The organism is Ruegeria sp. A3M17, assembly GCF_003318255.1.
Lineage (GTDB): Bacteria > Pseudomonadota > Alphaproteobacteria > Rhodobacterales > Rhodobacteraceae > Ruegeria.
The window spans coordinates 460,559-485,505 of sequence record NZ_QOCF01000014.1; the positions used below are offsets into that span (position 1 = coordinate 460,559).

General features: G+C 57.6%; 25 protein-coding genes. 19 read left to right on the forward strand and 6 right to left on the reverse strand.

The genetic code is table 11. From position 1 onward, the window contains the following. The first annotated feature begins 64 nt into the window (after positions 1-64). Positions 65-805: a YebC/PmpR family DNA-binding transcriptional regulator gene (locus tag DS906_RS09705; protein WP_058275643.1), complete on the forward strand. Its 741-nt coding sequence runs from the start codon at positions 65-67 to the stop codon at positions 803-805. 159 nt (positions 806-964) lie between these two features. Further along, a complete protein-coding gene (locus DS906_RS09710; protein ID WP_233494745.1) occupies positions 965-2,233 on the forward strand; it encodes an MFS transporter in 1,269 nt (422 codons plus the stop codon). On the opposite strand, the gene DS906_RS09715 is transcribed toward DS906_RS09710, so the two are convergent. Beyond that, positions 2,230-3,126 (reverse strand): LysR family transcriptional regulator ArgP, encoded by an 897-nt coding sequence (locus DS906_RS09715; protein WP_113789958.1) that lies wholly within the window; start codon positions 3,124-3,126, stop codon positions 2,230-2,232. The two genes, DS906_RS09710 and DS906_RS09715, sit on opposite strands and share 4 nt — an antisense overlap. 86 nt (positions 3,127-3,212) lie before the next feature. Here DS906_RS09715 and DS906_RS09720 point away from each other — a divergent pair, with 86 nt between their 5' ends. The 6 genes from DS906_RS09720 (at position 3,213) to DS906_RS09745 (ending at position 8,990) form a co-directional block, all read left to right on the forward strand. Then, positions 3,213-3,812, forward strand: coding sequence for a LysE/ArgO family amino acid transporter (locus DS906_RS09720; protein WP_113789959.1), 600 nt, complete (start codon positions 3,213-3,215; stop codon positions 3,810-3,812). A gap of 40 nt (positions 3,813-3,852) precedes the next feature. Beyond that, entirely contained in the window at positions 3,853-4,761 is a 909-nt protein-coding gene (locus DS906_RS09725; protein ID WP_113789960.1) for a DMT family transporter, read from the forward strand. A gap of 88 nt (positions 4,762-4,849) precedes the next feature. After that, positions 4,850-5,422 (forward strand): transcriptional regulator BetI, encoded by a 573-nt coding sequence (betI, locus tag DS906_RS09730; protein ID WP_113789961.1) that lies wholly within the window; start codon positions 4,850-4,852, stop codon positions 5,420-5,422. After that, positions 5,419-6,927 carry a choline-sulfatase gene (betC, locus tag DS906_RS09735; protein WP_113789962.1) on the forward strand — a complete coding sequence of 503 codons (1,509 nt, stop codon included), beginning with the start codon at positions 5,419-5,421 and terminating at the stop codon, positions 6,925-6,927. The genes betI and betC overlap by 4 nt, the downstream gene beginning before the upstream one ends. 73 nt (positions 6,928-7,000) lie before the next feature. Beyond that, the gene (betA, locus tag DS906_RS09740) at positions 7,001-8,659 is read left to right on the forward strand and encodes a choline dehydrogenase (protein WP_113790047.1); all 1,659 of its coding nucleotides are present in this window, start codon (positions 7,001-7,003) and stop codon (positions 8,657-8,659) included. 91 nt (positions 8,660-8,750) lie between these two features. Continuing rightward, a complete protein-coding gene (locus tag DS906_RS09745) occupies positions 8,751-8,990 on the forward strand; it encodes a YdcH family protein (RefSeq protein ID WP_109313161.1) in 240 nt (79 codons plus the stop codon). Between the two features lie 72 nt (positions 8,991-9,062). Here DS906_RS09745 and DS906_RS09750 read toward each other — a convergent pair whose 3' ends face one another. Both DS906_RS09750 and DS906_RS09755 read right to left on the reverse strand, forming a co-directional pair. Then, positions 9,063-10,463 carry a short-chain fatty acyl-CoA regulator family protein gene (locus tag DS906_RS09750; protein WP_113789963.1) on the reverse strand — a complete coding sequence of 467 codons (1,401 nt, stop codon included), beginning with the start codon at positions 10,461-10,463 and terminating at the stop codon, positions 9,063-9,065. A gap of 65 nt (positions 10,464-10,528) precedes the next feature. Beyond that, positions 10,529-11,734 carry a multidrug effflux MFS transporter gene (locus DS906_RS09755; RefSeq protein ID WP_113789964.1) on the reverse strand — a complete coding sequence of 402 codons (1,206 nt, stop codon included), beginning with the start codon at positions 11,732-11,734 and terminating at the stop codon, positions 10,529-10,531. Between the two features lie 183 nt (positions 11,735-11,917). Between DS906_RS09755 and DS906_RS09760 the strand changes: the two genes are divergently transcribed. The 3 genes from DS906_RS09760 to DS906_RS09770 all read left to right on the forward strand — a co-directional run bounded on the left by DS906_RS09760 (position 11,918) and on the right by DS906_RS09770 (position 14,536). After that, positions 11,918-13,450 carry an acyl-CoA carboxylase subunit beta gene (locus tag DS906_RS09760; protein ID WP_113789965.1) on the forward strand — a complete coding sequence of 511 codons (1,533 nt, stop codon included), beginning with the start codon at positions 11,918-11,920 and terminating at the stop codon, positions 13,448-13,450. Between the two features lie 110 nt (positions 13,451-13,560). Next, positions 13,561-14,046, forward strand: a complete 486-nt coding sequence (locus tag DS906_RS09765; protein WP_233494746.1) for a DUF6497 family protein — start codon at positions 13,561-13,563, stop codon at positions 14,044-14,046. Positions 14,047-14,182: 136 nt separating this feature from the next. Beyond that, on the forward strand, positions 14,183-14,536 hold the full coding sequence (locus tag DS906_RS09770) for a hypothetical protein (RefSeq protein WP_113789966.1): 354 nt from the start codon (positions 14,183-14,185) through the stop codon (positions 14,534-14,536). A gap of 86 nt (positions 14,537-14,622) precedes the next feature. Here DS906_RS09770 and DS906_RS09775 read toward each other — a convergent pair whose 3' ends face one another. Together DS906_RS09775 and DS906_RS22185 are read right to left on the reverse strand one after the other, a co-directional pair. Then, positions 14,623-15,780, reverse strand: a complete 1,158-nt coding sequence (locus DS906_RS09775; protein WP_113789967.1) for a DcaP family trimeric outer membrane transporter — start codon at positions 15,778-15,780, stop codon at positions 14,623-14,625. A 450-nt stretch (positions 15,781-16,230) separates the two neighbouring features. Continuing rightward, entirely contained in the window at positions 16,231-16,389 is a 159-nt protein-coding gene (locus DS906_RS22185) for a hypothetical protein (protein WP_158541309.1), read from the reverse strand. A 41-nt stretch (positions 16,390-16,430) separates the two neighbouring features. Here DS906_RS22185 and DS906_RS09780 point away from each other — a divergent pair, with 41 nt between their 5' ends. Both DS906_RS09780 and DS906_RS09785 read left to right on the forward strand, forming a co-directional pair. Further along, entirely contained in the window at positions 16,431-16,634 is a 204-nt protein-coding gene (locus DS906_RS09780; RefSeq protein WP_058275656.1) for a hypothetical protein, read from the forward strand. Positions 16,635-16,751: 117 nt separating this feature from the next. Beyond that, a complete protein-coding gene (locus tag DS906_RS09785) occupies positions 16,752-18,797 on the forward strand; it encodes an acetyl/propionyl/methylcrotonyl-CoA carboxylase subunit alpha (protein ID WP_113789968.1) in 2,046 nt (681 codons plus the stop codon). 76 nt (positions 18,798-18,873) lie between these two features. Here the strand turns inward: DS906_RS09785 and DS906_RS09790 are convergent, their stop codons facing one another. Beyond that, positions 18,874-19,320: a DUF4174 domain-containing protein gene (locus DS906_RS09790; protein ID WP_113789969.1), complete on the reverse strand. Its 447-nt coding sequence runs from the start codon at positions 19,318-19,320 to the stop codon at positions 18,874-18,876. Between the two features lie 168 nt (positions 19,321-19,488). On the opposite strand from DS906_RS09790, the gene scpA reads away from it, so the two are divergent. The 6 genes from scpA (at position 19,489) to DS906_RS09825 (ending at position 24,944) form a co-directional block, all read left to right on the forward strand. Next, the gene (gene scpA / locus DS906_RS09795) at positions 19,489-21,615 is read left to right on the forward strand and encodes a methylmalonyl-CoA mutase (protein WP_113789970.1); all 2,127 of its coding nucleotides are present in this window, start codon (positions 19,489-19,491) and stop codon (positions 21,613-21,615) included. A gap of 104 nt (positions 21,616-21,719) precedes the next feature. Beyond that, on the forward strand, positions 21,720-22,322 hold the full coding sequence (locus DS906_RS09800) for a VOC family protein (RefSeq protein WP_113789971.1): 603 nt from the start codon (positions 21,720-21,722) through the stop codon (positions 22,320-22,322). Beyond that, a complete protein-coding gene (locus DS906_RS09805; protein ID WP_113789972.1) occupies positions 22,319-22,843 on the forward strand; it encodes a GNAT family N-acetyltransferase in 525 nt (174 codons plus the stop codon). Before DS906_RS09800 ends, DS906_RS09805 begins: the two co-directional genes overlap by 4 nt. 9 nt (positions 22,844-22,852) lie before the next feature. Beyond that, positions 22,853-23,533: a molecular chaperone DjiA gene (locus DS906_RS09810; protein WP_113789973.1), complete on the forward strand. Its 681-nt coding sequence runs from the start codon at positions 22,853-22,855 to the stop codon at positions 23,531-23,533. A gap of 3 nt (positions 23,534-23,536) precedes the next feature. Next, positions 23,537-24,532: an endonuclease/exonuclease/phosphatase family protein gene (locus tag DS906_RS09820; RefSeq protein ID WP_199528522.1), complete on the forward strand. Its 996-nt coding sequence runs from the start codon at positions 23,537-23,539 to the stop codon at positions 24,530-24,532. Positions 24,533-24,569: 37 nt separating this feature from the next. Next, on the forward strand, positions 24,570-24,944 hold the full coding sequence (locus DS906_RS09825) for a hypothetical protein (RefSeq protein ID WP_113789976.1): 375 nt from the start codon (positions 24,570-24,572) through the stop codon (positions 24,942-24,944). Positions 24,945-24,947: the final 3 nt, after the last annotated feature.

Genomic DNA, 24,947 nt, shown 5'->3' on the forward strand with positions numbered 1-24,947 from the left:
ATCCTTGGCCCCGCAAACGTCTATATGAGCGCCGAATACGCAATCACGATGACGAGGACGCAACATGGCAGGCCATTCCAAATGGGCCAACATCCAGCACCGCAAGGGGCGTCAGGACGCCGCGCGGTCCAAACTGTTTTCCAAACTGTCGAAAGAGATCACCGTCGCTGCCAAGATGGGCGACCCGGATCCTGAAAAAAACCCACGGTTGCGTTTGGCCGTGAAAGAAGCCAAGTCACAGTCGGTTCCAAAAGATGTCATCGACCGCGCGATCAAGAAATCGACGGCGGGCGAAGGCGATGAATACGAAGAGATCCGGTATGAAGGCTATGGTCCGAACGGTGTGGCGGTGATCGTCGAGACCATGACCGACAACCGCAACCGCACCGCTTCGACCGTTCGCTCGACCTTTTCCAAGAACGGCGGCAACCTGGGCGAAACCGGTTCGGTTGGCTTCATGTTCGAACGCAAGGGCGAAGTGGTTTATCCGGGTTCCGTCGGTGACGCGGACACCGTGTTCGAAGCCGCAATCGAAGCCGGTGCCGAAGATGTCGAAAGCTCGGAAGAAGGGCATATCATCTGGTGTGCCGATACCGACCTGAACGAAGTGTCGAGCGCCCTTGAAGCTGCTCTGGGGGAAACGGATTCCACCAAGCTGATCTGGAAACCCACGACGACAACCGAGCTGGGTCTGGAAGATATGCAAAAGCTGATGAAACTGGTCGATGCGCTGGAAGACGACGATGACGTTCAGCGCGTGACGACGAATTTCGAAGCCACGGACGAGGTCATGGCTCAGCTCTGATCCCCATTGCAAGAAAAGCACGAAAAACCCGGTCTTTGGCCGGGTTTTTTGCATTTAGCACAGGGTGTTCTTGGCCGGTCGCATGGAACTCAGTACAATTGGCTGAATAAGCTTAAGCAGTACGTCTTTTTCAAGCCAAGGAACTCAGACGCCGGAATGATGGACAATTCACAGCATACGTCCAAAAGAAACGTTCCGGTTCTGGCCGGTCAAAGCATTCTATCCCAGGTGGCGTGGACCCTTGGCAGCCCATCCGTGGTCTTGCCATTTCTGGCCGTGTCGCTTGAGCTTCCGATGTTCATAGCCGGTGCGCTGGTGTCGGTGCGGATGGTTGGCAGCATGATTTCGGATGTTTTCCTGGCGCATCCCATCGCGGCGCGTGACCGCAAGAAACGCGCAATCGCGATGACTGAGGTCGCAATCGGTGCCTGCTTGATTTTGGCTTTGTTGGTGGCTGCAACCGGTGTGGTACCGGTCATCGGGGTGGCCTTTGTCGCGGCGTTCTTCATGATCGGTTTGATCGAAGAAATTCAGTCGCTGATGTATACCGATCTGCTGGGCGATCAGGTGCGCTCCAAATCGCGGATGATCATGCACTATCTGCAACTGGGGGTGGGTGGATTGGGCGCAATCGGCTTGGCGTTGCTGGTTCACGAGATCACCAAAGAAAACCCACCGTTTTCGCGCCATTCCGCAGTCATCGCGGTTTCGGTAACATTCTTTGTCTTGTCCGGCCTGTCGATTCTTATGATGTCCGAAACCGCTGGTCCCACCGAGCAAAAGGGCGCGCAACGAGCCGAGAAGCGAAAGTTCCTCGATAACTTCACCGATATCGCCGCAATGTTCGATCAGCGCTGGTTCCGCCGTTATATGATCATGCGCATGCCGCTTGTCGTCGTATCCCTGTCCGTACCGTTCTTTGCGTTGATCGCTGCCGAAGCGCACCACGGCTCGGCCAGGGGGCTGACGGCGATGATCGTGTCGTCGGCGTCGGGGTATCTTGTATCTGCCCCTCTGTGGCAATTGGTGAACATGAAATCGCATCGCGCCGTGATGGTCACCGGGAACCTGATGGTGGCCCTGACGGGCGGCGCGCTTTTGTCCGTGCACTTTCTGGGCATGGACCATGACGTTCACTTGCACGCCATTGCCTTGTTCGTTGTCACTGTTGCGGTGACAGGGATCAGCAGCGCCCGCAAGCTGTACTTCCTGGACGTCGCCCCAAAAGATCAGAGGGTCAAAGGTGCCGCAGCGGTCAAGAGCATTTGCCGGATCTCTGGCGTATTGCTCTCGGCCGCGTTGGCAGGCGTTGCGCATTTGCACGAGGTCGCCTGGGCAATCGTCTTCATCGTCGCCACAAGCGTTTTCGCGGCGGTTGCCTGTTACCGTGTGGTTGTACCCAGCGAGAAAAAAGCAGTTCAGTCCTAGTCTGCAGTTTCAGCCGGAAGCAGGGCACCACTGGCGGCGCGTTTGACCGCGTCGGTCAAGGGGGCCAACGCCGTGGATAGCACACGACCCACCTGCCAGGTCAGCCCTACGTCAAGCCGCGCGTCCGGTACCAAAGGGCATAACCGACCGTCTTCCAGCGCTGGGCGCGCAAGGCTTTCCGGGTTCATTCCCCAACCAATCCCCGCAATGGCCGCTTCTACAAATCCCTGAGAGGACGGCAGGAAATGCGAAGGGGGTGATAGCCGTTGACCTGTCTGCTGGGTAACCCAAGCTTTTTGCAGGCTATCCTTGCGGTTGAATGTCAAACAGGTGGCGCGGGACAATGTGTCGATATTTACACCGTCCGTGAACCATTTGCGCATGAAATCGGGGCTGGCCGTGGGGATGTACCGCAGGGCGCCAAGGGCGACGGCGTCGCTGCCTGGCACTGTATCACCTCCGACCGTTATGGCGGCGCTGACCTCTCCGCGCCTCAGCCATTCCGCCGAATGATCCTGATCGTCAACGACCAGATCGAATAGCAGGCCGTCGACCTGAGACATGACATTGATGAACCACGTCGCCAGAACGTCGGCTGGCACTGCGACGCGCACGCGTGCAGGGCCGTTGGTTTGATCAAGCGTCAGTTCGCGGGCCAGATGCGTCTCAAGTAACCCTATGTCCTCGGCGTGTTGAGCGATGCGCAAACCCATCGGAGTGCCCGTGCAGGGCGTTCCCCGATTGATCAGGGTTGCGCCGACAAGGTCTTCCAGCGCCTTGATCCGCTGTGAAACCGCGGAAGGCGTCACCGCAAGTTCCGAGGCGGCCGCGTCAAAGCTGCCATGACGCAGGATGGCAGACAGCGCAGTCAGGTGGTTTGGATCCAGTAACATTAGACAGACTTAATTCAGGTCAGTTTCTTTAATTTGATAGATGCTTGGTAGGCAAGTAGTCAACGCCTCAGACTATCGGAGGTTTCATGTCCACATCCTTGATCGCAGGTTTTGTGCTTGGCTTCAGCCTGATCCTCGCCATAGGCGCGCAAAACGCCTTTGTTCTGCGTCAGGGATTGCGGCGCGAGCACGTATTCCCACTGTGCCTGACTTGCGCGGTGTCTGATGCCATTCTCATAGCCGCGGGCGTTGCGGGTTTTGGAACATTGGCGCACGCGTTGCCCTGGTTCGAGACTGTCATGCGATATGGCGGGGCGATCTTCCTGATATGGTACGGTTTGCGCAGCCTGGGTTCGGCCTGGCGCGGCGGAGCGGTGATGGAGATCGGCGAGGGGAAGCGCGTCAGCCTGAAATCTGTTTTGCTGACCGTTCTTGCGTTCACATGGCTGAACCCGCATGTCTATCTGGATACGGTTGTGCTGATCGGGTCAATCTCGGCGCAGTATGATGATCGGCTGGCCTTTGCGATTGGGGCAATGACGTCCAGCTTTGTGTTCTTCTTCTCGCTGGGCTACGGGGCAGGGATGCTGTCCCCGATTTTTGCAAGACCACGGGCGTGGCAGGTGCTGGATTTAATAATCGGCGTGGTCATGCTGGCAATTGCTGCAAAGCTCGTATTGATGTGACGGGTTGCCTCTGCCAAGCATTCGGTGTTCAACCGTTAACATGTCAACTTTAACCGCCCAACACCGCCCCATGGCTGGCATGCTCTGGATGTTTTCGGCAGGCTTGTCGTTTGTGGTCATGACCGCGTTGGTAAAGTCGCTGGGCTCAACGATGGACCCTACGCAGGCTGCGTTCCTGCGCTTTGCCTTCGGCTTGATCTTTCTGTTGCCGGCGTTGCGCTTGGTGTTGAAAACCCACCTAACACGCAGCCACATCGTATTGCTGGGGACACGCGGTGTCGTCCACGCATTTGCAGTGATGCTGTGGTTCTTCTCGATGACCCAGATCCCGCTGGCCGAGGTTACGGCGATGAACTACATGACGCCGGTCTATGTCACGCTGGGGGCGGCGTTGTTTCTGGGCGAGAAGCTGGCCATCCGTCGGATCGCCGCGATTGGCGTGGCGCTGGTTGGCGTTCTGATCATCCTAAGGCCAGGCTTTCGAGAAATTTCGCCTGGTCACCTCACCATGTTGGGCACAGCCCTGACATTGGGCGGGTCTTATCTGATAGCCAAAGTGCTTGTGCGGGATCTGCCGCCGTCGGTCGTCGTGGCGCATATGTCGATCTGGGTGACCATAGCCCTGATCCCCTTTGCGATTGCGGTTTGGACCACGCCCAGCTTGCGCGACCTTGGCGTGCTGTTTCTGGTGGCCAGTTTTGCCACGGCGGGCCACTATTTCATGACGATCGCACTTAAGGCGGCCCCGGTCGCGGTCACACAGCCGGTTACGTTCCTGCAGCTGATCTGGGCCACCCTGTTGGGCGCGCTGGTTTTCAATGAAAGCGTCGACATCTGGGTAGTCGCGGGTGGTACGGTGATTCTGCTAGCGGTCGGTTTCATTGCCTGGCGCGAAGCGGTTTTGAACCGCAGTAGCTTGACGACCCCGAGTATCGCACCCAAACTCTGACCGTTGACGGTTGCGTGAAACGTTATTGATTGACGAGTCAATAAAAACCCCTTAGCGTTTTCTCAATAAACGCAATGAGGGGATAGCGATGCCGAAACTCGGAATGGAGCCAATCCGCCGTGACGCGATCGTCAAGGCAACAATTGCCGAGCTCGGGTCGAAGAAATCCCTTGATGTAACTGTCAGCCAGATTGCCAAACGGGCAGGAATGTCCAGCGCGCTGGCGCATCATTATTTCGGTGGCAAAGATCAGATCTTTCTGGCTGCCATGCGCCGCATCCTGTCGGACTTTGCCGACGAGGCTAGGCAGGAGCTGAAGAATGCTGTCCCGCAGCAGCGCGCGCAGGCCATTATCCGGGCCTGTTTTGCACCATCGTGTTTCACACCGGATGTCATCGCCGCGTGGATGACATTTTACGTGCTGGCCCAAACCAATGATGACGCCTTGCGCCTGTGGCAAATTTATCAGGCGCGTATTCGGTCGAACCTGACCCACGCCCTGCGCCCGTTGCTGAGCGATCCTGCCGAGGCGGCCGAAAACATGATCGCCCTGATCGATGGGCTGTATATCCGCGCCGCACTCAGCGCGCCGGAAGAACCGCAGCTGGCGGTCAATCACGCGATGCGTGTCCTCAACACTCTGCTCGAGGCTGAAAAATGACAAAACCGAACATTCTGATCCTGATGGTGGATCAGTTGAACGGGACCCTCTTTCCAGACGGTCCCGCTGATTGGCTTCACGCTCCGAACCTGAAGAAGCTGGCCCAGCGGTCGACCCGGTTTGCCAATGCTTATACGGCTTCGCCGCTTTGTGCGCCGGGGCGGGCCAGTTTCATGTCCGGTCAGTTGCCCTCGCGCACGGGTGTCTACGACAACGCCGCAGAATTCCGCAGCGACATCCCAACATATGCGCACCATCTGCGGCGCGCGGGCTATTACACCTGCCTGTCCGGTAAGATGCACTTTGTCGGCCCCGACCAGATGCACGGGTTCGAGGATCGCCTGACCACTGATATCTATCCGGCTGATTTCGGCTGGACGCCGGACTATCGCAAACCGGGCGAGCGTATTGACTGGTGGTACCACAATATGGGCTCGGTGACGGGCGCAGGCGTGGCCGAAATATCCAACCAGATGGAGTATGACGACGAGGTCGCCTACAACGCAAAGGCCAAGATATATGATCTGGCGCGCGGCAAGGATGACCGCCCGTGGTGCGTGACCGTCAGCTTTACCCACCCGCATGACCCTTACGTGGCGCGCCGCAAGTATTGGGATCTGTACGAAGATTGCGAGCACCTGCAGCCCGAGATTGCGGACATTGGTTATGACAATCAGGACCCGCACTCAAAGCGTATCTTTGATGCCAATGATTGGCGCAGCTTCGACATCACAGAAGAAGACATCCGCAAGTCGCGCCGCGCGTACTTTTCCAATATTTCATATCTGGACGACAAGATCGGTGAAATCCTCGAGGTGCTGGAAGCAACCCGGCAAGAGGCGATCATCATGTTTGTCTCGGACCACGGTGACATGCTGGGTGAGCGGGGCCTGTGGTTCAAAATGAACTTCTACGAAGGATCGGCGCGCGTACCGTTGATGATTGCCGCCCCGGACATGCCGGCAGGCCGTATCGATACACCGGTTTCGACAATCGACGTCACGCCGACCCTTGGCGCACTGGCGGGTGTAGATATGGCCGGGATCGCTCCGTGGACCGATGGCGAAGACCTTGTGCCGCTGGCCAATGGCACCGAACGAACTGCCCCGGTGAAGATGGAATATGCGGCCGAAGGCTCGTATGCGCCGCTGGTTTCGCTGCGCTATGGCAAGTGGAAATACAATCGCTGCGCATTGGACCCAGATCAGCTGTACGATCTGGAATCCGATCCCCACGAGTTGGAAAATCTTGCGGAAAAGCCCGAACACGCAGGCACGCTGGAAACCCTGCGCGCGAAATCTGAGGCGCGTTGGGACCTGGATCAATTCGACGCGGATGTACGCGCCAGCCAGGCGCGCCGCTGGGTAGTTTACGAGGCGCTGCGGCAGGGTGGGTATTACCCGTGGGACTACCAGCCACTGCAGAAGGCATCCGAGCGCTACATGCGCAACCATATGGATCTGAACAACGTTGAGGAAAATGCCCGTTTCCCACGCGGCGAGTAACCTCTTCACCTTTTTGAAAATACTCCTGCCGAACGGTTCAAAACGCGGTTCGGCGGGATATGGAGACCTGAAAATGGAAGCAGATTTCGTCATCGTCGGCGCAGGATCGGCAGGCTGCGCGATGGCATATCGCCTGAGCGAGGCCGGGGCCTCGGTTCTGGTGATCGAGCATGGCGGGACCGATGCAGGCCCGTTCATTCAGATGCCAGCGGCACTGAGCTATCCGATGAACATGCCGAAGTATGATTGGGGTTACAGATCCGAACCCGAACCGCACCTGAATAACCGCGAACTGGCCTGCCCACGCGGCAAGGTTATCGGTGGTTCATCCTCAATCAACGGCATGGTTTACGTGCGCGGCCACGCGCGTGATTTTGACACCTGGGCCGAGATGGGCGCCGATGGCTGGTCCTACGCGGATGTGTTGCCCTATTACAAACGCATGGAAACCTGGCATGACGGCGGCCATGGCGGTGATCCGACATGGCGCGGAACCGATGGCCCGCTGCACGTCTCGCGCGGACCGCGTGAGAACCCTCTTTTTCAGGCCTTTGTCGATGCGGGGCAGCAAGCGGGATACGAAGTTACCGGCGACTATAACGGTGAAAAGCAGGAAGGCTTTGGCCCGATGGAGCAAACCGTCTGGAAAGGGCGGCGTTGGTCGGCGGCGAATGCATATCTGAAGCCTGCGCTCAAGCGCGAAAACTGCGATATCGTGCGCGGACTGGCCTCAAAGGTGGTCATCGAAAACGGCCGCGCAATCGGGGTCGAATTGATCCGAGGTGGCAAGGCTGAGGTCATCCGCGCCCGGCGCGAGGTGGTTCTTGCCGCGTCCTCCATCAACTCTCCCAAGCTGTTGATGCTGTCAGGCATCGGTCCGGCGGCGCATCTGGCCGAGCATGGGATCGACGTTGTGGCGGACCGCCCGGGTGTGGGTGCAAACCTTCAGGACCATCTGGAGCTTTACATCCAGCAGGCATCCCTACAGCCCATCACGCTCTACAAGCATTGGAACCTGATCAGCAAAGGTCTGATTGGGGCGCAGTGGCTGTTCACAAAGACCGGGCTGGGCGCATCGAACCAGTTCGAAAGTGCGGCGTTCATTCGGTCCAAGCCGGGCGTGGAATACCCTGACATTCAGTACCACTTCCTGCCGATGGCCGTTCGCTATGACGGCCAGGCCGCGGCCGAAGGCCATGGGTTCCAGGCGCATGTCGGGCCGATGCGCTCGCCTTCGCGCGGGGCGGTGACGCTGCGGTCGGCCAAGGTCGAAGACGCACCTGTCATCCGGTTCAACTACATGAGCCATGAAGAGGATTGGGCAGATTTTCGCACCTGCATTCGCCTGACGCGTGAGATTTTCGGGCAAGATGCGTTCAAACCTTATTCCGGTAAAGAAATCCAACCGGGTGCAGATGTGCAGTCTGACGACGCGCTTAATGCCTTTATCGCCGAACATGCTGAAAGCGCTTATCATCCCTGTGGAACCTGCCGTATGGGCCGGGCGGATGATAAAAATGCCGTGGTAGACCCGGAAGGCCGTGTGATTGGTGTGGACGGGCTGCGCGTTGCCGACAGCTCGATCTTTCCGCAGATCACCAACGGCAATCTGAACGCGCCGTCGATTATGGTGGGTGAGAAAATGTCCGACCATCTGTTGGGTAAGGAAGCCTTGCCTGCCGCTAATGACCGCCCTTGGATTCACCCGCAATGGGCTGTTGCCCAACGGTGAGCGACAGCATGATTTGATCCGCGTCAAAGCTTGACGGGGCCGGGACGAATAAACTTGGATCGTATCGACATATATTCAGGAGCGAACAGGAATGTCCCACACCCCGCACGAACTGGCCGAAGAATTTCCGGACAAGGTTGAGTTGATGAGCCAGCTTAAGCAAACGGACGCTCATTTTTCACGGCTGGCGGACGAGTATCATGAGATCAACCGCGAGGTTCATCGTGCCGAAACCAATGTCGAACCGATGGATGATATCGCTGAGACGGACTTGCGTAAAAGACGTGCGGTTCTGAAAGACGAGATCTGGGCGATCTTGTCCAAGTCCTGAGAAATGGCGGGGGCTCTGCCCCCGTCGCGGCAAGCCGCGCCTCCCCCGGGATATTTTTAGGCCAGGTGAAGATCAGGTGACTTCATAGGGCAAGGTACCGCGGGTATGGGCGTCGATCGTCAGGCGTCTTTCCAATGGCGGGACCGATCGCTGGTGACAATTCGGCCGTTCGCAGATGCGGCAGGATATTCCAATGGGTTCATACGCGCTGGCGTTATTGAAATCCAGATTGTCGGCATAAACCAGCGCCTCGGCGTGGCGCACCTCGCAACCTAGTGCAATCGCATAACGGCGCACAGGTGCGCCGAATGAGCCGCCTGATTTCGACACGTCCCGAGCCAGAGATATGTACTGAACACCATCGGGTGTTTCTGCCAGTTGCCGCAGGAAGTGGCCGGGCGTTTCGAAAGCGCGGTGGACGTTCCATAGGGGGCAGGCACCGCCGAACCGGGCAAATTGCAGGCGTGTGGCCGAGTGTCTTTTGGTGATAGTTCCGGCCTGATCAACGCGAACGAAAAAGAACGGAATGCCCTTTGCACCGGGGCGTTGCAGGGTCGAAAGCCTGTGCGCCACCTGTTCGATTGATGCGCCAAACCGATTGCTAAGCAGTTCAAGATCGTGACGATATTCCTGTGCTGTGGCCAGAAATTTGGCATATGGCATCAACGATGCGCCGGCGAAATAATTTGCCAGCCCGATCTTGGCAATGGCACGGGCCTCATCGCTGTGAAATTTGGCAAAATCTAGCGTTGCTTCAAGAAGTTTGTCCTGGCTGATCAGTGCAACCTGCAACAACAACTGAAACACCTGAGTTTGTGGTGCGGTTCTGGACGAAAGCTGCAGTGTTTTGTTTTCTGGGTCGTACTTTCGGGTTTCATCGATATCCGGGAATTGTACCCGGATGCCGCGCTCCGCGAGGCTGTCCAGGGCTGCAGCGCGTATGCCACCGGCATCCTCGGCGCGCCCGGCAAATCGTTCAGCCGCGCGGTCCACCGCGTCGATATAGTTGTCGCAATAGTGGAAGAAGTCACGCACTTCCTCCCATGGGCTGGCCTGGATCTGCGCGTCTTCGCGCCCTAATGCTTCGTCAAGGGAGGCCAGGCGTTCATGCGTCTGACGATAGGTGCGGTGCAGGGCAATGAAGGCCCGTGCCAGAGCGGGTGCGTTTGAAGCCGTGAGGCGGAGATCGGCGAGCGGCGGAACAGCGTCGTCAAAGACCGGATCTGCCAATGCCTCGCGCATGTCCGAGACCAGGCGTTCACTGTCGCCGGTGCTCAACTCGGTGACATCCATTCCGAATTCTTGCGCCAGCGCCAGAACGACCGTAGTCGAAATCGGACGGTTGTTGTTCTCCATCTGGTTCAGATAGGGCAGGGAAACACCCAGTTTGGCGGCAAATTCCTTTTGGGTCAGTGACAAGCGCGTACGCATTTCACGCAGCTTTGCACCTGCATAGAGTTTCTGAGTCGCCATGTTGGGCCTTTGCAACTTTCCTAATTCGGTAAGCTAACTTTGCAAACCGTCCTAGGCAAGCCATGTCAAAGACCCAGTTGCCGTTCGCGTCGAATAACGGACAATATTGCGCAAACCGCCAGGACCGAGGTTGCCAGCATTAGCCAGAGCAGGGGCATTGCTCCAGTTTCATGGGTTAGCAAGGCTCCTGCAAGCGCGCTGAGGCCTGCACCGCCGCCCAACATGATGGCGCCACTTAGCCCGGATGCCGTCGCGGCCAGATGCGGTCGCACCGAAAGCGCGCCTGAGGTTGCGTTGGGAATCGTCATGCCGTTTCCAATGCCGACAAAGGTCATGAATCCAAAAAAACTGAGCGCTGTTCCGAAGCCGGCCAGAAACAAGATGGCGGACATTGCAACGCCTGCTGCGTTCAGCCAGCAGCCCCAAAGTACCATTCGATTGACGCCGAAGTGAACGGAATAGCGACCGCTAAAGAAGTTACCAAAAAAGTACCCTACGGCTGGGGCACCAAAGTATATGCCGACTTCGGCGGCGCTGAGGCCGAATAGTTCGGTGCCGATAAAGGGAGCGCCGCCCAGATAGGCAAAGAAGGCGCCAGACGACAGCGCGGATGATAGCGAATAGCCCCAAAATCGCGGGGAACCCAACAGTTCGGGGTATTCCCGGAATTGTTGAACCAGTGTTTTGCCGCTCTTGGCTGAGGTTTCGCCAAAATCTGAGTAGGTTAACATCAGTGTCATGACGCCAAGAGCAAAGGGCAGCCAGAAGTTGGCTTTCCAGCCAAAGCTCTCCTCTAGCAAGCCTCCGATCGCGGGTCCGATCATAGGAACGATGGCCATGCCCATCGTGACGTAACCGATCATCGATGCGGCCTGGTCCTGATCATATAGGTCCCGAACCGCCGCACGGCTGAGAACCATCCCGACCACTATGATGGCCTGACACATCCGGAAGACAAGAAAGACCTGAATGTTGGGGGCATAGATGCACCCAAGTGTAGCCACTAGAAAAAGAGCCAACCCCCAAAGTAGAACGGGGCGGCGCCCTGCCTTGTCGGCAATTGGTCCAATCAGGATCTGAAGCACCGCATTGACCAGCAGGTACAGGGCGATCGACAGTTGCATGACCTTATAGTCGGCTTGAAAGTGTAGGGCCATATTGGGCAGGCTTGGCAGAAACAGGTTGAGGCTGAGCGCGGACAATCCGGACAGCAAAACCAGAGTGGTAATTTTTGGAGGCGAGCGATGCGCCGACGAAGAACTAAACTGCATAGTTCACGTGTATAATCACCACGGATAGGAATGCCATCCATCATGTGTTTTGCGAGTGAAAATTAGCAAGTTTACAATATTCACTAAGGCGATTGGAAAAGATTTGCAAATTTGCCGAAAGATACTTTGGTCTCGTAGCATCAGCGTATAGTGTCCGGCCAGATTTTACAGGGGATCATCGTTATGAAAGACATCCTTTCCGAACTTGAAGACCGTCGCGGTAACGCACGGCTGGGTGGCGGACAAAAGCGCATCGACGCGCAACACTCGCGCGGCAAACTGACGGCGCGCGAAAGGGTCGAACTGTTGCTGGATGAAGGCAGCTTTGAAGAATTCGACATGTTTGTCAGCCATCGGTGTACCGATTTTGGGATGGAAAAGCAAAGGCCAGCGGGTGACGGTGTCGTTACTGGCTGGGGTACGGTCAATGGTCGCATGGTTTATGTGTTCAGCCAGGACTTTACAGTCTTTGGCGGCTCACTTTCGGAAACCCATGCTCAGAAGATCTGCAAGATCATGGATATGGCCGTTCAGAACGGTGCACCGGTGATAGGCATCAACGACTCGGGCGGGGCGCGAATTCAGGAAGGCGTGGCGTCGCTGGCTGGTTATGCCGAGGTGTTCCAGCGCAACATCATGGCGTCAGGCGTGGTTCCGCAGATCAGCGTGATCATGGGGCCCTGTGCTGGCGGCGCGGTTTATAGCCCAGCGATGACCGATTTTATCTTCATGGTCAAAGACACCTCGTACATGTTTGTGACCGGCCCCGACGTGGTCAAGACGGTCACAAACGAAGTCGTTACCGCCGAGGAACTGGGTGGGGCGTCGACCCATACCAAGAAGTCCTCGGTTGCTGACGGAGCGTTTGAGAACGACGTTGAAGCACTGGCCGAGGTGCGCCGTTTGGTTGATTTCCTGCCGCTCAACAACCGCGAAAAACCTCCAGTACGCCCATTTTTTGACGAGCCTGACCGCCTGGAAGCCTCGCTGGACACGTTGATCCCCGACAACCCTAATACGCCGTACGACATGAAGGAACTCATCACCAAAGTGGCGGATGAGGGTGATTTCTACGAAATTCAGGAGGACTTTGCCAAAAACATCATCACCGGGTTCATCCGGCTTGAAGGACAGACAGTGGGCGTTGTAGCCAATCAGCCGATGGTTCTGGCCGGTTGTCTGGACATCGACAGCTCGCGCAAAGCCGCGCGGTTTGTGCGGTTCTGCGATTGCTTCGAAATTCCGATCCTGACGCTGGTGGATGTGCCTGGCTTCCTGCCGGGGACGTCGCAGGAATATGGCGGAGTGATCAAGCACGGTGCCAAGCTGTTGTTTGCCTACGGTGAAGCCACGGTGCCAAAAGTTACTGTCATCACCCGTAAAGCTTATGGTGGTGCCTATGATGTTATGGCGTCCAAGCACCTGCGCGGTGACTTCAACTATGCCTGGCCTACAGCCGAAATCGCGGTGATGGGCGCAAAGGGCGCGACCGAGATCATTCACCGTGCCGATCTGGGCGATGCCGAGAAAATTGTACAGCACACGCAGGACTACGAGGACAGGTTTGCGAACCCGTTTGTCGCGGCCGAGCGTGGCTTTATCGATGAGGTGATCATGCCGCAATCGACCCGCCGTCGCGTTTCGCGGGCCTTTGCCAGCTTGCGGAACAAGCACGTGAAAAACCCGTGGAAAAAGCACGACAACATCCCCCTTTAAGGGAATGTGCCAGGAAATCTGCCCGGCCAAAACGGTTTGGACAGCGTCTCGGACAACCGGTCAGGGCAGATTACTTGGGTGCAAAATTGACTTTGAGGCCACAACTGCTAATGAGTTGCCCAATCAGACATAGAACAGCGCGGGCCGAAAGCCAGGCGCGCGCGATCCCGGAGAGAGGAGCTCGCCTGTGGCGGGTCCGGGATCGCGCCTTAGCTGTTGTACTGTCGGTTTTTGCGGTTCCCGTTCTGGCTGATACCGAAAACCTGTTGCCGGTCCCGTCCGGACAGCCAGTGCACCTGAGCGACGTTCTGCTGGACAATAACCCCGGTGAGCTTTGGGTGCGGTTTCGCTTTATTGCGCCCAAGATCGGTTCGGACATTGGCCGGATCGGGTACGATGTCGCCTCGGTCGATATGGAACATCTGTGTCAGACGCTTGCGGTTACTTATGTGGCCAAATACGAACTGGACGCTGCCCGTGTGGTCATTTCCCTGTCTGACCGACCCATCGAATTCGGCCGTACATCCCCTGACGCCACGCAGTTTTTTGAAGCCTACCGGCTGGAACAATCCCGGTGTATCTGGGAGGGGCTTTGACCATGAATCGCGCTATTCATCCCGTCAGGGCATTTCTGAACAGCTACGCGGCTTTGGAGGTGCGCACCATGACATCATCCTGTGACGGATGTGGAGATCTGATCCCCATGACCCCTTGTGCAACTGAGGTGGAACCATGCTGAAACATCGCGGATTTCCCGGGCGCCTGCCGGGCACTGACTTTCAGTTCATCATTCGTCGGGCCAATCCTAAGGGCGTGACGCCCCTGACCCGCCGCGAGCGGTTCCGGGACCGTAAACCTGCGGACAAGCGCGCGGATGCGGCCTTTATGGAAGCCCTGTGGGCGCATTTCGGAGACCAGCCATTTGAGCGGGGCAACCTGGATGCTGGCCGTCTTTGCTGGCTTTTCGATCGCGAAGTCATTCCAGCCGAAGATCCGTTTGATCCGGCCAGCTACGACGCGCTTTTGATGATTGACCCAAATGCGGGGCGGATTTCCTTCCCCGAAATTTTCGACGGGGTGCGCTGATCGTGCAAACCGCTGTCGCACATAACGCGGTGAGGCCATCCTGGCCCGGAACCCTGCCCCTGTCGGGGCAGGGCTGGTGTGTGTGGTCAGAAGTTCAGCTGCGCCGCCAATTGAATCCGGTTGCTGTCAAAGGTGCGTCCGGTCGGTGCGTCGTTGCGCTCTCCGTAGAAGAATTCGGCACTAAGGGTCAGATTGTCGGTCGCTTTGTAAAAGGCGTTCACGTGGATCGTTTCAACCTCGGTAAAGGACAGGGTCCCGGTCGAGGTCGGCAGGTCGTAATTCTCTTGCCCATAGGCGATGCCGACGTTCCATTTGGGGCTGAGGTCCTGGCGGAATTCCACGGTAAACCCGTCCACATCATTGGCCTGCCCGTTGACGATGGCGTCACCCGCGGCGATCAGGTAGGGGCCCAATGCCTCGCCGTCGACATAGTTGACTTGAAACAGACCGCCTTGCCAGGGCCGGATGCCAGCCGAGAGCGTAAAGCCGGTCTGGTCCACTTCGACCTCCCCGGACTGCGCCTTACCGTAAAGGGCCGAGGCGCGGGCGAGGTAGGTGTCGTTATTGTATTCGATAGATCCAGTCAGGACGGGATCATCCGAGTCCGAGCCACCGACGTTTTCTTCGATCGCAAACGCAAAGGTTGTGTCGGAGCCCAGCGTGTTCGTATAGCGCACCTGAGGGACGCGAGCGAAAGGAATGCCAACGGGGCCGTTGAATTCGACTGTCGTGGGATAGGTGTCCAACGGCTGGAAGTTGGTCCAGAATTGACCGATCAACCAATTGTCACCAATACGGATATTGGCGTGACGCAGGCGCAGTTCAGCCGGCCCATCCGAGCCGCCGGAAAACAGGTCCAGTTCCAGCTGGCCCGCAATATCGCCGATGGCAGACGGCGTATTGGTCCGAAGCCCGATGCGCGATTGGCGCACGGTGGCCCCAAAGGTGCCGCTGGTGGCATTTGCTGGCTCGCCAATTCGGGTCGCATCGGCAAGGTCACCGAGTTCAAAGTCGGTATCGTAGAAGAAATCAGCCTTAACGTAACCGTAAACATCAAGCGTGGTGTTTCCGATCCGAAGATCACCAGTGCCAGCGCCAGGTTTTCCGGCCTCCAGAGCTTCGACGCGGGCACGCAGGGCATCAAGTTCCGTTTGCGTCTGGGCGTCTTGGGCGAAAGCAGCCGTGCCGGACATGCCAAGCGCAGACACGGCAAGCAGAAACGCCGTTTTTCTCTTTGCAATCATGTGGATATTTCCTTGTGTGCGAGTGTGCACGGACACCGTTCCACGCAAGAGAACTTGATGGAAATCACGAGAACGGGAAGAAAAGCGCCTGGTTTTTCAAGGAAATGTGTAAGAATTCTGGGCCGTTTTCACCCTATGGTGAACAGAACGGTTAACCATTTGCATTTGAGAAGAGAATTTCTGACGTCATTCTCAGCAGCCCGTGATGATGCAGGCGCAGAAACAAATCTTTTGGTGAAGAAATGTAACGGCAACGTGACTACTTTAGCGTTGCGTACGACATCCGGAACAGCCCCCAAACTCGGCACGATTCTGCGCGCGTATTCGCTTAATGGGCGATTTCCAGCCGGAATCTTGGCCGGAAACAATACTTTGTTTACGCAATTGATTGTGCCAAGCAACCTGTCTAAGCCGTGCGGCTCTACTTTGCCTGCGTCGCGCAAGCACCTACTATTCCGTACCCCTTCCTTCCGCGGGCAGGCTTGTGAAGTTCACAAAGTCCTGCCCGCGTTTTTCTTTGCGCAAGAACCAAGCGTAAAGCGGCACAAATTTGCGCAAAATGCCATTCAGCACTGCCTGATATTGAATAACAGGGTCGAATTCGGACATCTGCCCCGGAACGCATCAAGAATTCAAAAGGGGCAGATATCATGCGAATCTCGAAACTCGTTCTTGCAATGGCGACCTGCGCAGGCCTTGCCGCCTGTGGCGACACGACGGGCGAACAGGCGCTGCTTGGCGGCGGCGCGGGCGCCGTCGGGGCGGCTGTTGTCAGCGCCGATCCGCTGTTCGGCGCGGTTGTCGGCGCGGCAGGCAATGTCCTGTACTGCAAGACACAAAACAACTGTAGGTAATACCCGGTTTTCCGGGGCGCGCGTCGCCCCGACCGTCATCGCGCATCACGCCGCCGTGGGGATTGTTCCCTGCGGCGGCGTTTTGCGTTCTCAGAACATCAAGACAAAGGACGTTCCATGTTTAACAAGATCCTGATCGCCAACCGGGGCGAGATCGCTTGCCGGGTCATCAAGACCGCCCGTAAGATGGGTATCGGCACCGTTGCCATTTATTCGGACGCAGACAAGAACGCCCTGCACGTGTCGATGGCGGATGAATCGGTGCATATCGGCCCGCCGCCTGCGAACCAGTCCTATATCGTGATCGACAAAGTCATGGATGCCATCCGCCAAAGCGGGGCGCAGGCCGTTCACCCTGGCTATGGTTTCCTGTCCGAAAACGCCAAGTTCGCCAAGGCGCTTGAAGCCGAAGGCGTGGCCTTTGTCGGTCCGCCGGTTGGGGCAATTGAAAGCATGGGTGACAAGATCACCTCGAAGAAGATCGCACAAGAAGCCGGTGTTTCCACCGTTCCCGGTTACATGGGTTTGATCGAAGACGCAGATGAGGCCGTCAAGATTTCCAACGAAGTCGGCTATCCGGTTATGATCAAGGCCAGTGCAGGTGGCGGCGGCAAAGGCATGCGGATCGCCTGGAACGATGAGGAGGCGCGCGAAGGTTTCCAGTCGTCCAAGAACGAAGCCGCGAATTCGTTCGGAGACGACCGGATCTTTATCGAAAAATTCGTGACCCAGCCACGGCACATCGAGATTCAGGTGCTGTGCGACAGTCACGGCAACGGCATCTATCTGGGCGAACGTGAATGCTCGATCCAGCGTCGGAACCAGAAAGTGGTCGAAGAAGCACCGTCGCCGTTCTTGGATGAAGCGACCCGTAAGGCGATGGGCGAACAGGCCGTGGCACTGGCCAAGGCCGTGGACTATGCCAGCGCCGGTACGGTTGAATTCATCGTCGATGGGGAAAAGAACTTCTACTTCCTGGAAATGAACACACGCCTGCAGGTGGAACACCCTGTCACCGAATTGATCACTGGTGTCGATCTGGTTGAGCAGATGATCCGAGTGGCGGCGGGTGAAAAGCTGTCGATCACACAGGACGACGTGACCCTGACCGGCTGGGCCATCGAAAACCGCCTGTATGCCGAAGATCCGTATCGCGGCTTTCTGCCTTCAATTGGCCGTCTGACCCGCTATCGCCCGCCGCAAGAAATTGCCTCAGGTCCGCTGTTGGTGAACGGTAAATGGCAAGGTGAAGCGCCCGAAGGTGAAGCCGCTGTGCGCAACGATACCGGCGTCTATGAAGGCGGCGAGATCAGCATGTACTATGACCCGATGATCGCCAAACTGTGCACCTGGGCGTCTACCCGCGAGGCGGCGATTGAAGCGATGCGCGTAGCGCTCGACAGCTTTGAGGTCGAAGGCATTGGCCACAACCTGCCATTCTTGTCAGCGGTCATGGATCATCCGATTTTCATCAGCGGCAACATGACCACCGCGTTCATCGAAGAACAATACCCGGATGGTTTCGAAGGCGTCACTCTGCCCGAGGATGACTTGCGTCGCATCGCGGCCTCTTGTGCCGCCATGCACCGCGTCGCGGAAATCCGCAGGGCCCGCGTGTCGGGCCGGATGGATAACCACGAACGTAAGGTTGGTGACCGTTGGGTTGTTTCCGTTCAGGGCAACGAATTCGCGGTTCGGGTGAGTGCCGACAAGGATGGTGCGACGGTTCGCTTCGAAGATGGAACGGCCTTGCGCGTGGCCTCGGACTGGACGCCTGGCGATCAACTGGCAGTTTTGGACGTCGATGACAGTCCGCTGGTTTTGAAGGTCGGAAAAATCTCGGGCGGGTTCCGTATTCGCAACCGGGGTGCAGACCTTAAGGTTCATGTCCGCACGGCACGTCAGGCCGAGCTGGCGCGTATGATGCCCGAAAAGCTGCCGCCGGATACTTCGAAAATGCTGCTCTGCCCGATGCCCGGCCTGATCGTGAAGATCGATGTCGAAGTGGGCCAGGAAGTGCAGGAAGGTCAGGCGCTGTGCACTGTTGAGGCGATGAAGATGGAAAACATTCTGCGCGCCGAAAAGAAGGGTGTCGTGTCCAAAGTCAACGCAGGTCCCGGCGACAACCTCGCCGTGGACGACGTGATCATCGAGTTCGAATGATCATGATCGCGTTTTCCCCATATCTCCATGGTTTCCCGGCAGTTCGCGCCGGGAGCCTTGGGCGTGGCGAAAGCGCTCAGCCGCCCTCGCGTCGTTCGCGGATTTCGCGCTCGCGCAGGGGCGTTTTGTCGATGGAACGGCCGATTTCACGTGTGCTCCACGGCGAGGGTTTGCGCAGTTTGACCACGCCGTCCTTGTCGACGAACACCATCTGGAAACCGCGCGGGCGTAATTGTGACCGGATCGGAGAACGGGCGGACGGATCGGTATCGGTCAGCACGACCACATCCCGGTCGCGCATGGCCTCTTCGCCTTCCAGAAGCATGTCGATTTGCTGCCGGAAACGCGGGTCGGCTGGGGTATCGGCAAAGACGACGATGGGCCGACTGACCCATAAGTATTCGCTCAACTCGCTATCACCAGCGGGGCGGACAAAGTCTTCATCGACGGGCGCAGACCCGTCTGCCGCCAACGCGACCAGCGGGAATAGTGCCGAGAAAACAAGGGCAAGCGTTCGTGTCATAGGGCCTCCTGTTCGTTTGAATATAGCCTCTGCGCCGGTGAATGCGACCGGCGAAATGCACGCAGGCTTCAAAATATCGCGTTTACACCTGCCGCGACGCGCGGCACCGAACGTTAAAACGCGCAGGCAATGCCTGTTCGCGACCCGAATTGAGAAAAGGAATACGCAATGACCGATACGAAAGACTGGCAGGCGCTGGCCGAGAAAGAGCTGCGCGGACGCCCGTTGGACGACCTGACCAAAGAGACTTTGGAAGGCATCGACGTCAAACCTCTTTACACGCAGGAAGACACCTCTGAACTGCCGCATATGGGGTCGTTGCCGGGGTTTGGGCCGTTCACGCGTGGGGTGAAAGCGACGATGTATGCTGGGCGACCTTGGACGATCCGCCAATATGCAGGTTTCTCGACCGCCGAAGAATCGAACGCGTTCTACCGCCGCAATCTGGCGGCTGGTCAGCAAGGTGTGTCGGTGGCCTTCGATCTGGCGACCCACCGCGGCTATGACAGCGACCATCCGCGCGTTGTCGGTGACGTGGGCAAGGCGGGTGTGGCCATCGACAGCGTCGAGGACATGAAGATCCTGTTCGACGGCATTCCGTTGGACAAGGTCTCGGTCTCGATGACCATGAACGGGGCGGTGGTTCCAATTCTGGCCAGTTTCATCGTTGCAGGCGAAGAGCAGGGGCATGACAAATCCGTCCTGTCCGGCACCATTCAGAATGACATTCTGAAAGAGTTCATGGTGCGCAACACCTACATCTACCCGCCCGAGCCTTCGATGAAGATCATCTCGGACATCATTGAATTCACATCGAACGAGATGCCGAAATTCAATTCGATCTCGATCTCTGGCTACCACATGCAAGAGGCTGGGGCGAACCTTGTGCAAGAGCTGGCCTATACGCTAGCTGACGGGCGCGAGTATGTACGCGCCGCGACGCAGGCTGGGATGGACGTGGATAAGTTTGCAGGGCGTCTGTCGTTCTTCTTTGCTATCGGCATGAATTTCTTTATGGAAATCGCCAAATTGCGCGCCGCGCGTACGTTGTGGCACCGGGTGATGACGGATTTTGGCGCGAAATCCGAACGCTCCAAAATGCTGCGAACCCATTGCCAGACTTCGGGCGTGTCGCTGCAGGAACAGGACCCGTATAACAACGTGATCCGTACCGCCTATGAAGCGATGAGCGCGGTTCTGGGCGGCACCCAGTCGCTGCACACCAACGCGCTGGACGAGGCGATTGCGCTGCCCACCGATTTTTCGGCTCGTATCGCGCGGAACACGCAGCTGGTGCTGCAAGAGGAAACAGGTGTCACCGATGTCGTCGATCCGCTGGCTGGTTCGTATTACATCGAAAGCCTGACCAACGAGTTGATCGAAAAAGCCTGGGCCTTGATGGAAGAGGTCGAGGAAATGGGCGGCATGACCAAGGCCGTTGCCAGCGGTATGCCCAAGCTGCGGATAGAGGAAAGCGCAGCCCGCCGTCAGGCCATGATCGATCGGGGTGATGAGGTCATCGTCGGCGTCAACAAGTACCGCAAGGAACAGGAAGACCCGATCGACATTCTGGATGTCGACAATGTCGCCGTGCGCGAAGCTCAGGTCGCGCGGTTGGATCGTATCCGCGCCACCCGCGACGAGGCCGCCTGTCAAGCGGCGCTGGACGCGCTGACCAAGACCGCCAGTGAAGGTGGAAATCTGCTGGCCGCCGCCGTCGAGGCCGCCCGCGCCCGTGCATCCGTAGGAGAGATCAGCATGGCAATGGAAAAAGAATTCGGCCGCCACCGCGCCGAAGTGAAAACGTTGGCCGGTGTCTATGGCGCAGCCTACGAAGGCGACGAAGGCTTTGCCGCGATCCAGAAGTCCATCGAAGAATTCGCGGAGGCTGAAGGCCGTCGCCCGCGCCTGCTGGTGGTGAAGATGGGGCAGGACGGGCATGACCGCGGTGCCAAAGTGATCGCAACCGCCTTTGCGGACATCGGGTTTGACGTGGATGTAGGCCCGCTGTTCCAAACCCCGGCAGAGGCCGCGCAGGACGCCGTGGACAACGACGTGCACGTCATCGGTATTTCGTCGCAGGCAGCGGGGCACAAAACATTGGCGCCGCAGCTGGTAGAAGAGCTGAAAAAAGCCGGTGCCGAGGACATTCTTGTTATCTGCGGCGGGGTGATCCCGCAGCAGGATTATCAATTCCTCTATGATCACGGCGTCAAAGCGATCTTTGGCCCGGGCACCAACATCCCCGAAGCCGCTCAGGACATTCTGCGCCTGATCGGTGAAGCGAAAGGCTGAGGCGTTCAAAGAATTTCGTCGAAAAATCTTGTGATCCACCGCCTTTAAGGAAAACATGCGACCAGATCCGATAGGGTCTGGTCGTTTTTCATAGGAGGCGCTGCGTGTTACTGGATCATTTGGCGGTTGCGGGCGAAACGCTCGAAGAAGCGTCTGCCCATGTCGAACAGGCATTGGGAGTACCGCTGCAAGACGGCGGCAAGCATAAAAGATTCGGCACCTACAATCGTCTTTTGGGGCTGCGGGATGGCCTGTACCTAGAGGCTATTGCGATCGACCCACAGGCACCGAATCCGCAAACAACTAGATGGTTCGATCTGGACCGGTTCACGGGCGCGCCCCGGCTTACCAACTGGATATGCCGGGTGCCGGACATTTCTGCCTCCCTTTCCGTTTTCCCCGATGGCGTCGGGCATCCGATTGATCTGGCCCGCGGAGCGTTGCGCTGGCAGATGGCGGTTCCGCCAAACGGGCGTCTGCCCTTCGACAATCTGTTCCCGGCGCTTATTCAGTGGCACGGAGATTTGCATCCGGCAAATATGCTGCAGGATAGCGGCTGCCGTTTGCGTCGGTTGGTGGTTTTTCACCCGGACGCGCTGGAGCTTGCCAAGCTGCTAGGCGAAATGGGCGCTGTTGTATTCGACACAGGCCCGGTCGCATTGCGAGCAGAGTTCGAAACACCGCACGGGAAGCGCGTGTTGGAATGAAAATCAGGCAGGCCAAAGCTGCGGACGCCAAAGAGATAGCTGCGATCACCAACGCAATCATTCGCGACACGCTGGTAACATTCACAACCGACGAACGCAGCGTGGAGGGCATTGCACGTGACATCGAAGCGCGTGGTCCGGCCTATCTTGTGGCAGAACAAGACGACCAGATTCTTGGGTTTGCAACCTATGGTCCGTTTCGATCCGGTCCGGGATACGCGCAGTGTCGAGAGCTGACGATCCAACTGGCCATTGATGCGCGCGGACAGGGCACGGGGCGCGCTTTGATGCGGGCGCTTGAGGCCGCCGCCCGGGCAGAGGGAACTCATGCACTGGTGGCGGGGATTTCTTTGGCAAATCCGGGGGCAGTTTCTTTTCACGCGGCCGTGGGCTTTGTCGAAGTCGGGCGCATGCCCGAGGTTGGGTTCAAGTGGGGGAAACGTCTGGACCTTGTTCTGATGCAGAAAATTCTTGCCACAGACGGTTTGGTTGCACCTGACAGTCCCGATTTGGGACGCTAGGGTGCGCTCATGTCGATCTGGATCCGTATATCCGATGCGCTAAGCGCGCTTGCCCAGGGTGAAAGCCTTACCGCAGTCTTTGAAAAGCTGCGCTCGCCACCCGAACGGTCGGTGGCCTTCACCATCGCCGTGATCGCACTGGGCGCGAAAATGGCCAAGGCTGACGGGCAGGTGACGCGGGATGAGGTCACGGCCTTCCGCGACGTGTTCCAGATCGCCCGCGATGATGAGGAAGGCGCGGCGCGCGTGTTCAATATGGCCCGCACGGATGTTGCGGGCTATCAGGACTATGCCCACAAAATCGCGCGCATGTTTTCCGAGGATAGCACCACGCTGTGCGACCTGATGGAGGGGTTGTTCCACATCGCCATGGCGGACGGATTCTATCACCCCAACGAAAATGAATTTCTGGAAGAGGTCAGTCATATTTTCGGCCAGACCGATGCGCAGTTCATGGCCTTGCGTGCCCGTTTTGTGCCTGATGCGCCCAATGATCCTTACACGGTTCTTGGGGTGCCACGGGACATGCCGTTGTCTGATATTCGCAAGGTTTGGCGGCAGCTTGTGCGCGAAACACATCCCGATGCGATGTTGGCGCGTGGGGTCCCTGAAGAGGCCGTACGTCTGGCCGAAAAGAAGATGATCGACATCAACCGCGCCTGGGACGAAGTCAACGGCGCGCAGGCCTGAGGTATGCGCCTGGCGACCTATAACATCGAATGGTTCGCCAATCTGTTTGACCGCCATGACGAACTGATTGCTGATGACAGTTGGTCAGGTCGCCATGATGTCACCAAAGCGCAGCAGATTGAGGCTATCGCCACAGTTCTGACGGCGGTGGATGCGGACGCAGCGCTGGTTGTCGAAGCACCAAACACAGGGAAATCTCAAAACACAGTCCGCGCTCTGCAAAACTTTGCCGAGGCTTTCGATCTGCGCACCAGCGAAGCCGTGATGGGTTTTGCCAACGATACGCACCAAGAACTGGCCTTAGTGTATGACCCGCGCGTTCTGACGGTGCGACATGATCCAAGAGACGGAGGGCAACGGGCTCCGCGTTTCGATCAGGTGTTTCACATAGACCTCGATATTGACGCAACCGAGGATCAGGTGCAGTTTTCCAAGCCGCCCATGGAATTGGCGGTTGAAACTAGGGCAGGCGAACGGTTCCGTCTTATTGGCGCGCATCTGAAGTCAAAGGCGCCTCATGGGGCGGAAACCCGCGATGCGGCGATCCGCATCTCGATCGCCAATCGCCGAAAACAGCTGGCTCAGGCGATCTGGCTGGGCCGGCGGATCAAGGCGCATCTGGCGGCTGATGAAGAGGTGATCTTAATGGGCGATCTGAACGATGGTCCGGGGCTGGACGAATTCGAAAACCTGTTTGGTCGCTCATCGGTTGAAATCCTGCTGCAATCGGGGGTGTTCGACCCCCACGCGGATACGGCCTTCGGGTCAGAGCCTGGCGAACGCCCGTCGACCGCGCGCTTTTATCGGCCCCAAGATCGCGGGTATCTTGAGGCATTGCTGGACTATATTATGATCAGCGATGGGTTAAAGGATCGTCGCCCGGACTGGCGCATATGGCATCCGTTTCGCGATCCGGCTTGCCGTGATGCGCAGGATTTACATGAAGCGTTGCTAACCGCGTCCGACCATTTCCCTGTCACTCTGGATATCGAGCTGTGATCTTCCAACCGCGTTTCAGTTGCCCTATATTTTGGATATGAGACGTTTCATTCCAATCTGCGCGCTGACCGTCGTTATTGCCCTTCCGGCCTCTGCCGAGGAAGAGGGGAACAAATCCCTGATGGAGCAGGGGGCAGAGCTGTTCTTTGAAGGCTTGCGCAAGGAGATGGAGCCTGCATTGGATGAACTGCTGGGACTCGCTGAACAGTTTGGCCCTGCAATGCAGTCATTTATTGCGGAAATGGGCCCCGCCTTGGCCGAGCTGGCTGATGAGATTGAGGATTGGAGCGCCTATGAAACGCCCGAGATCCTGCCTAACGGCGATATCATTATCCGAAAGAAGCTGCCACAAGACCCAGATGCTCAGCCAGAGATCCCTGAAGGCCCGCCCGACGGCGAAACCGAGATTTGATAT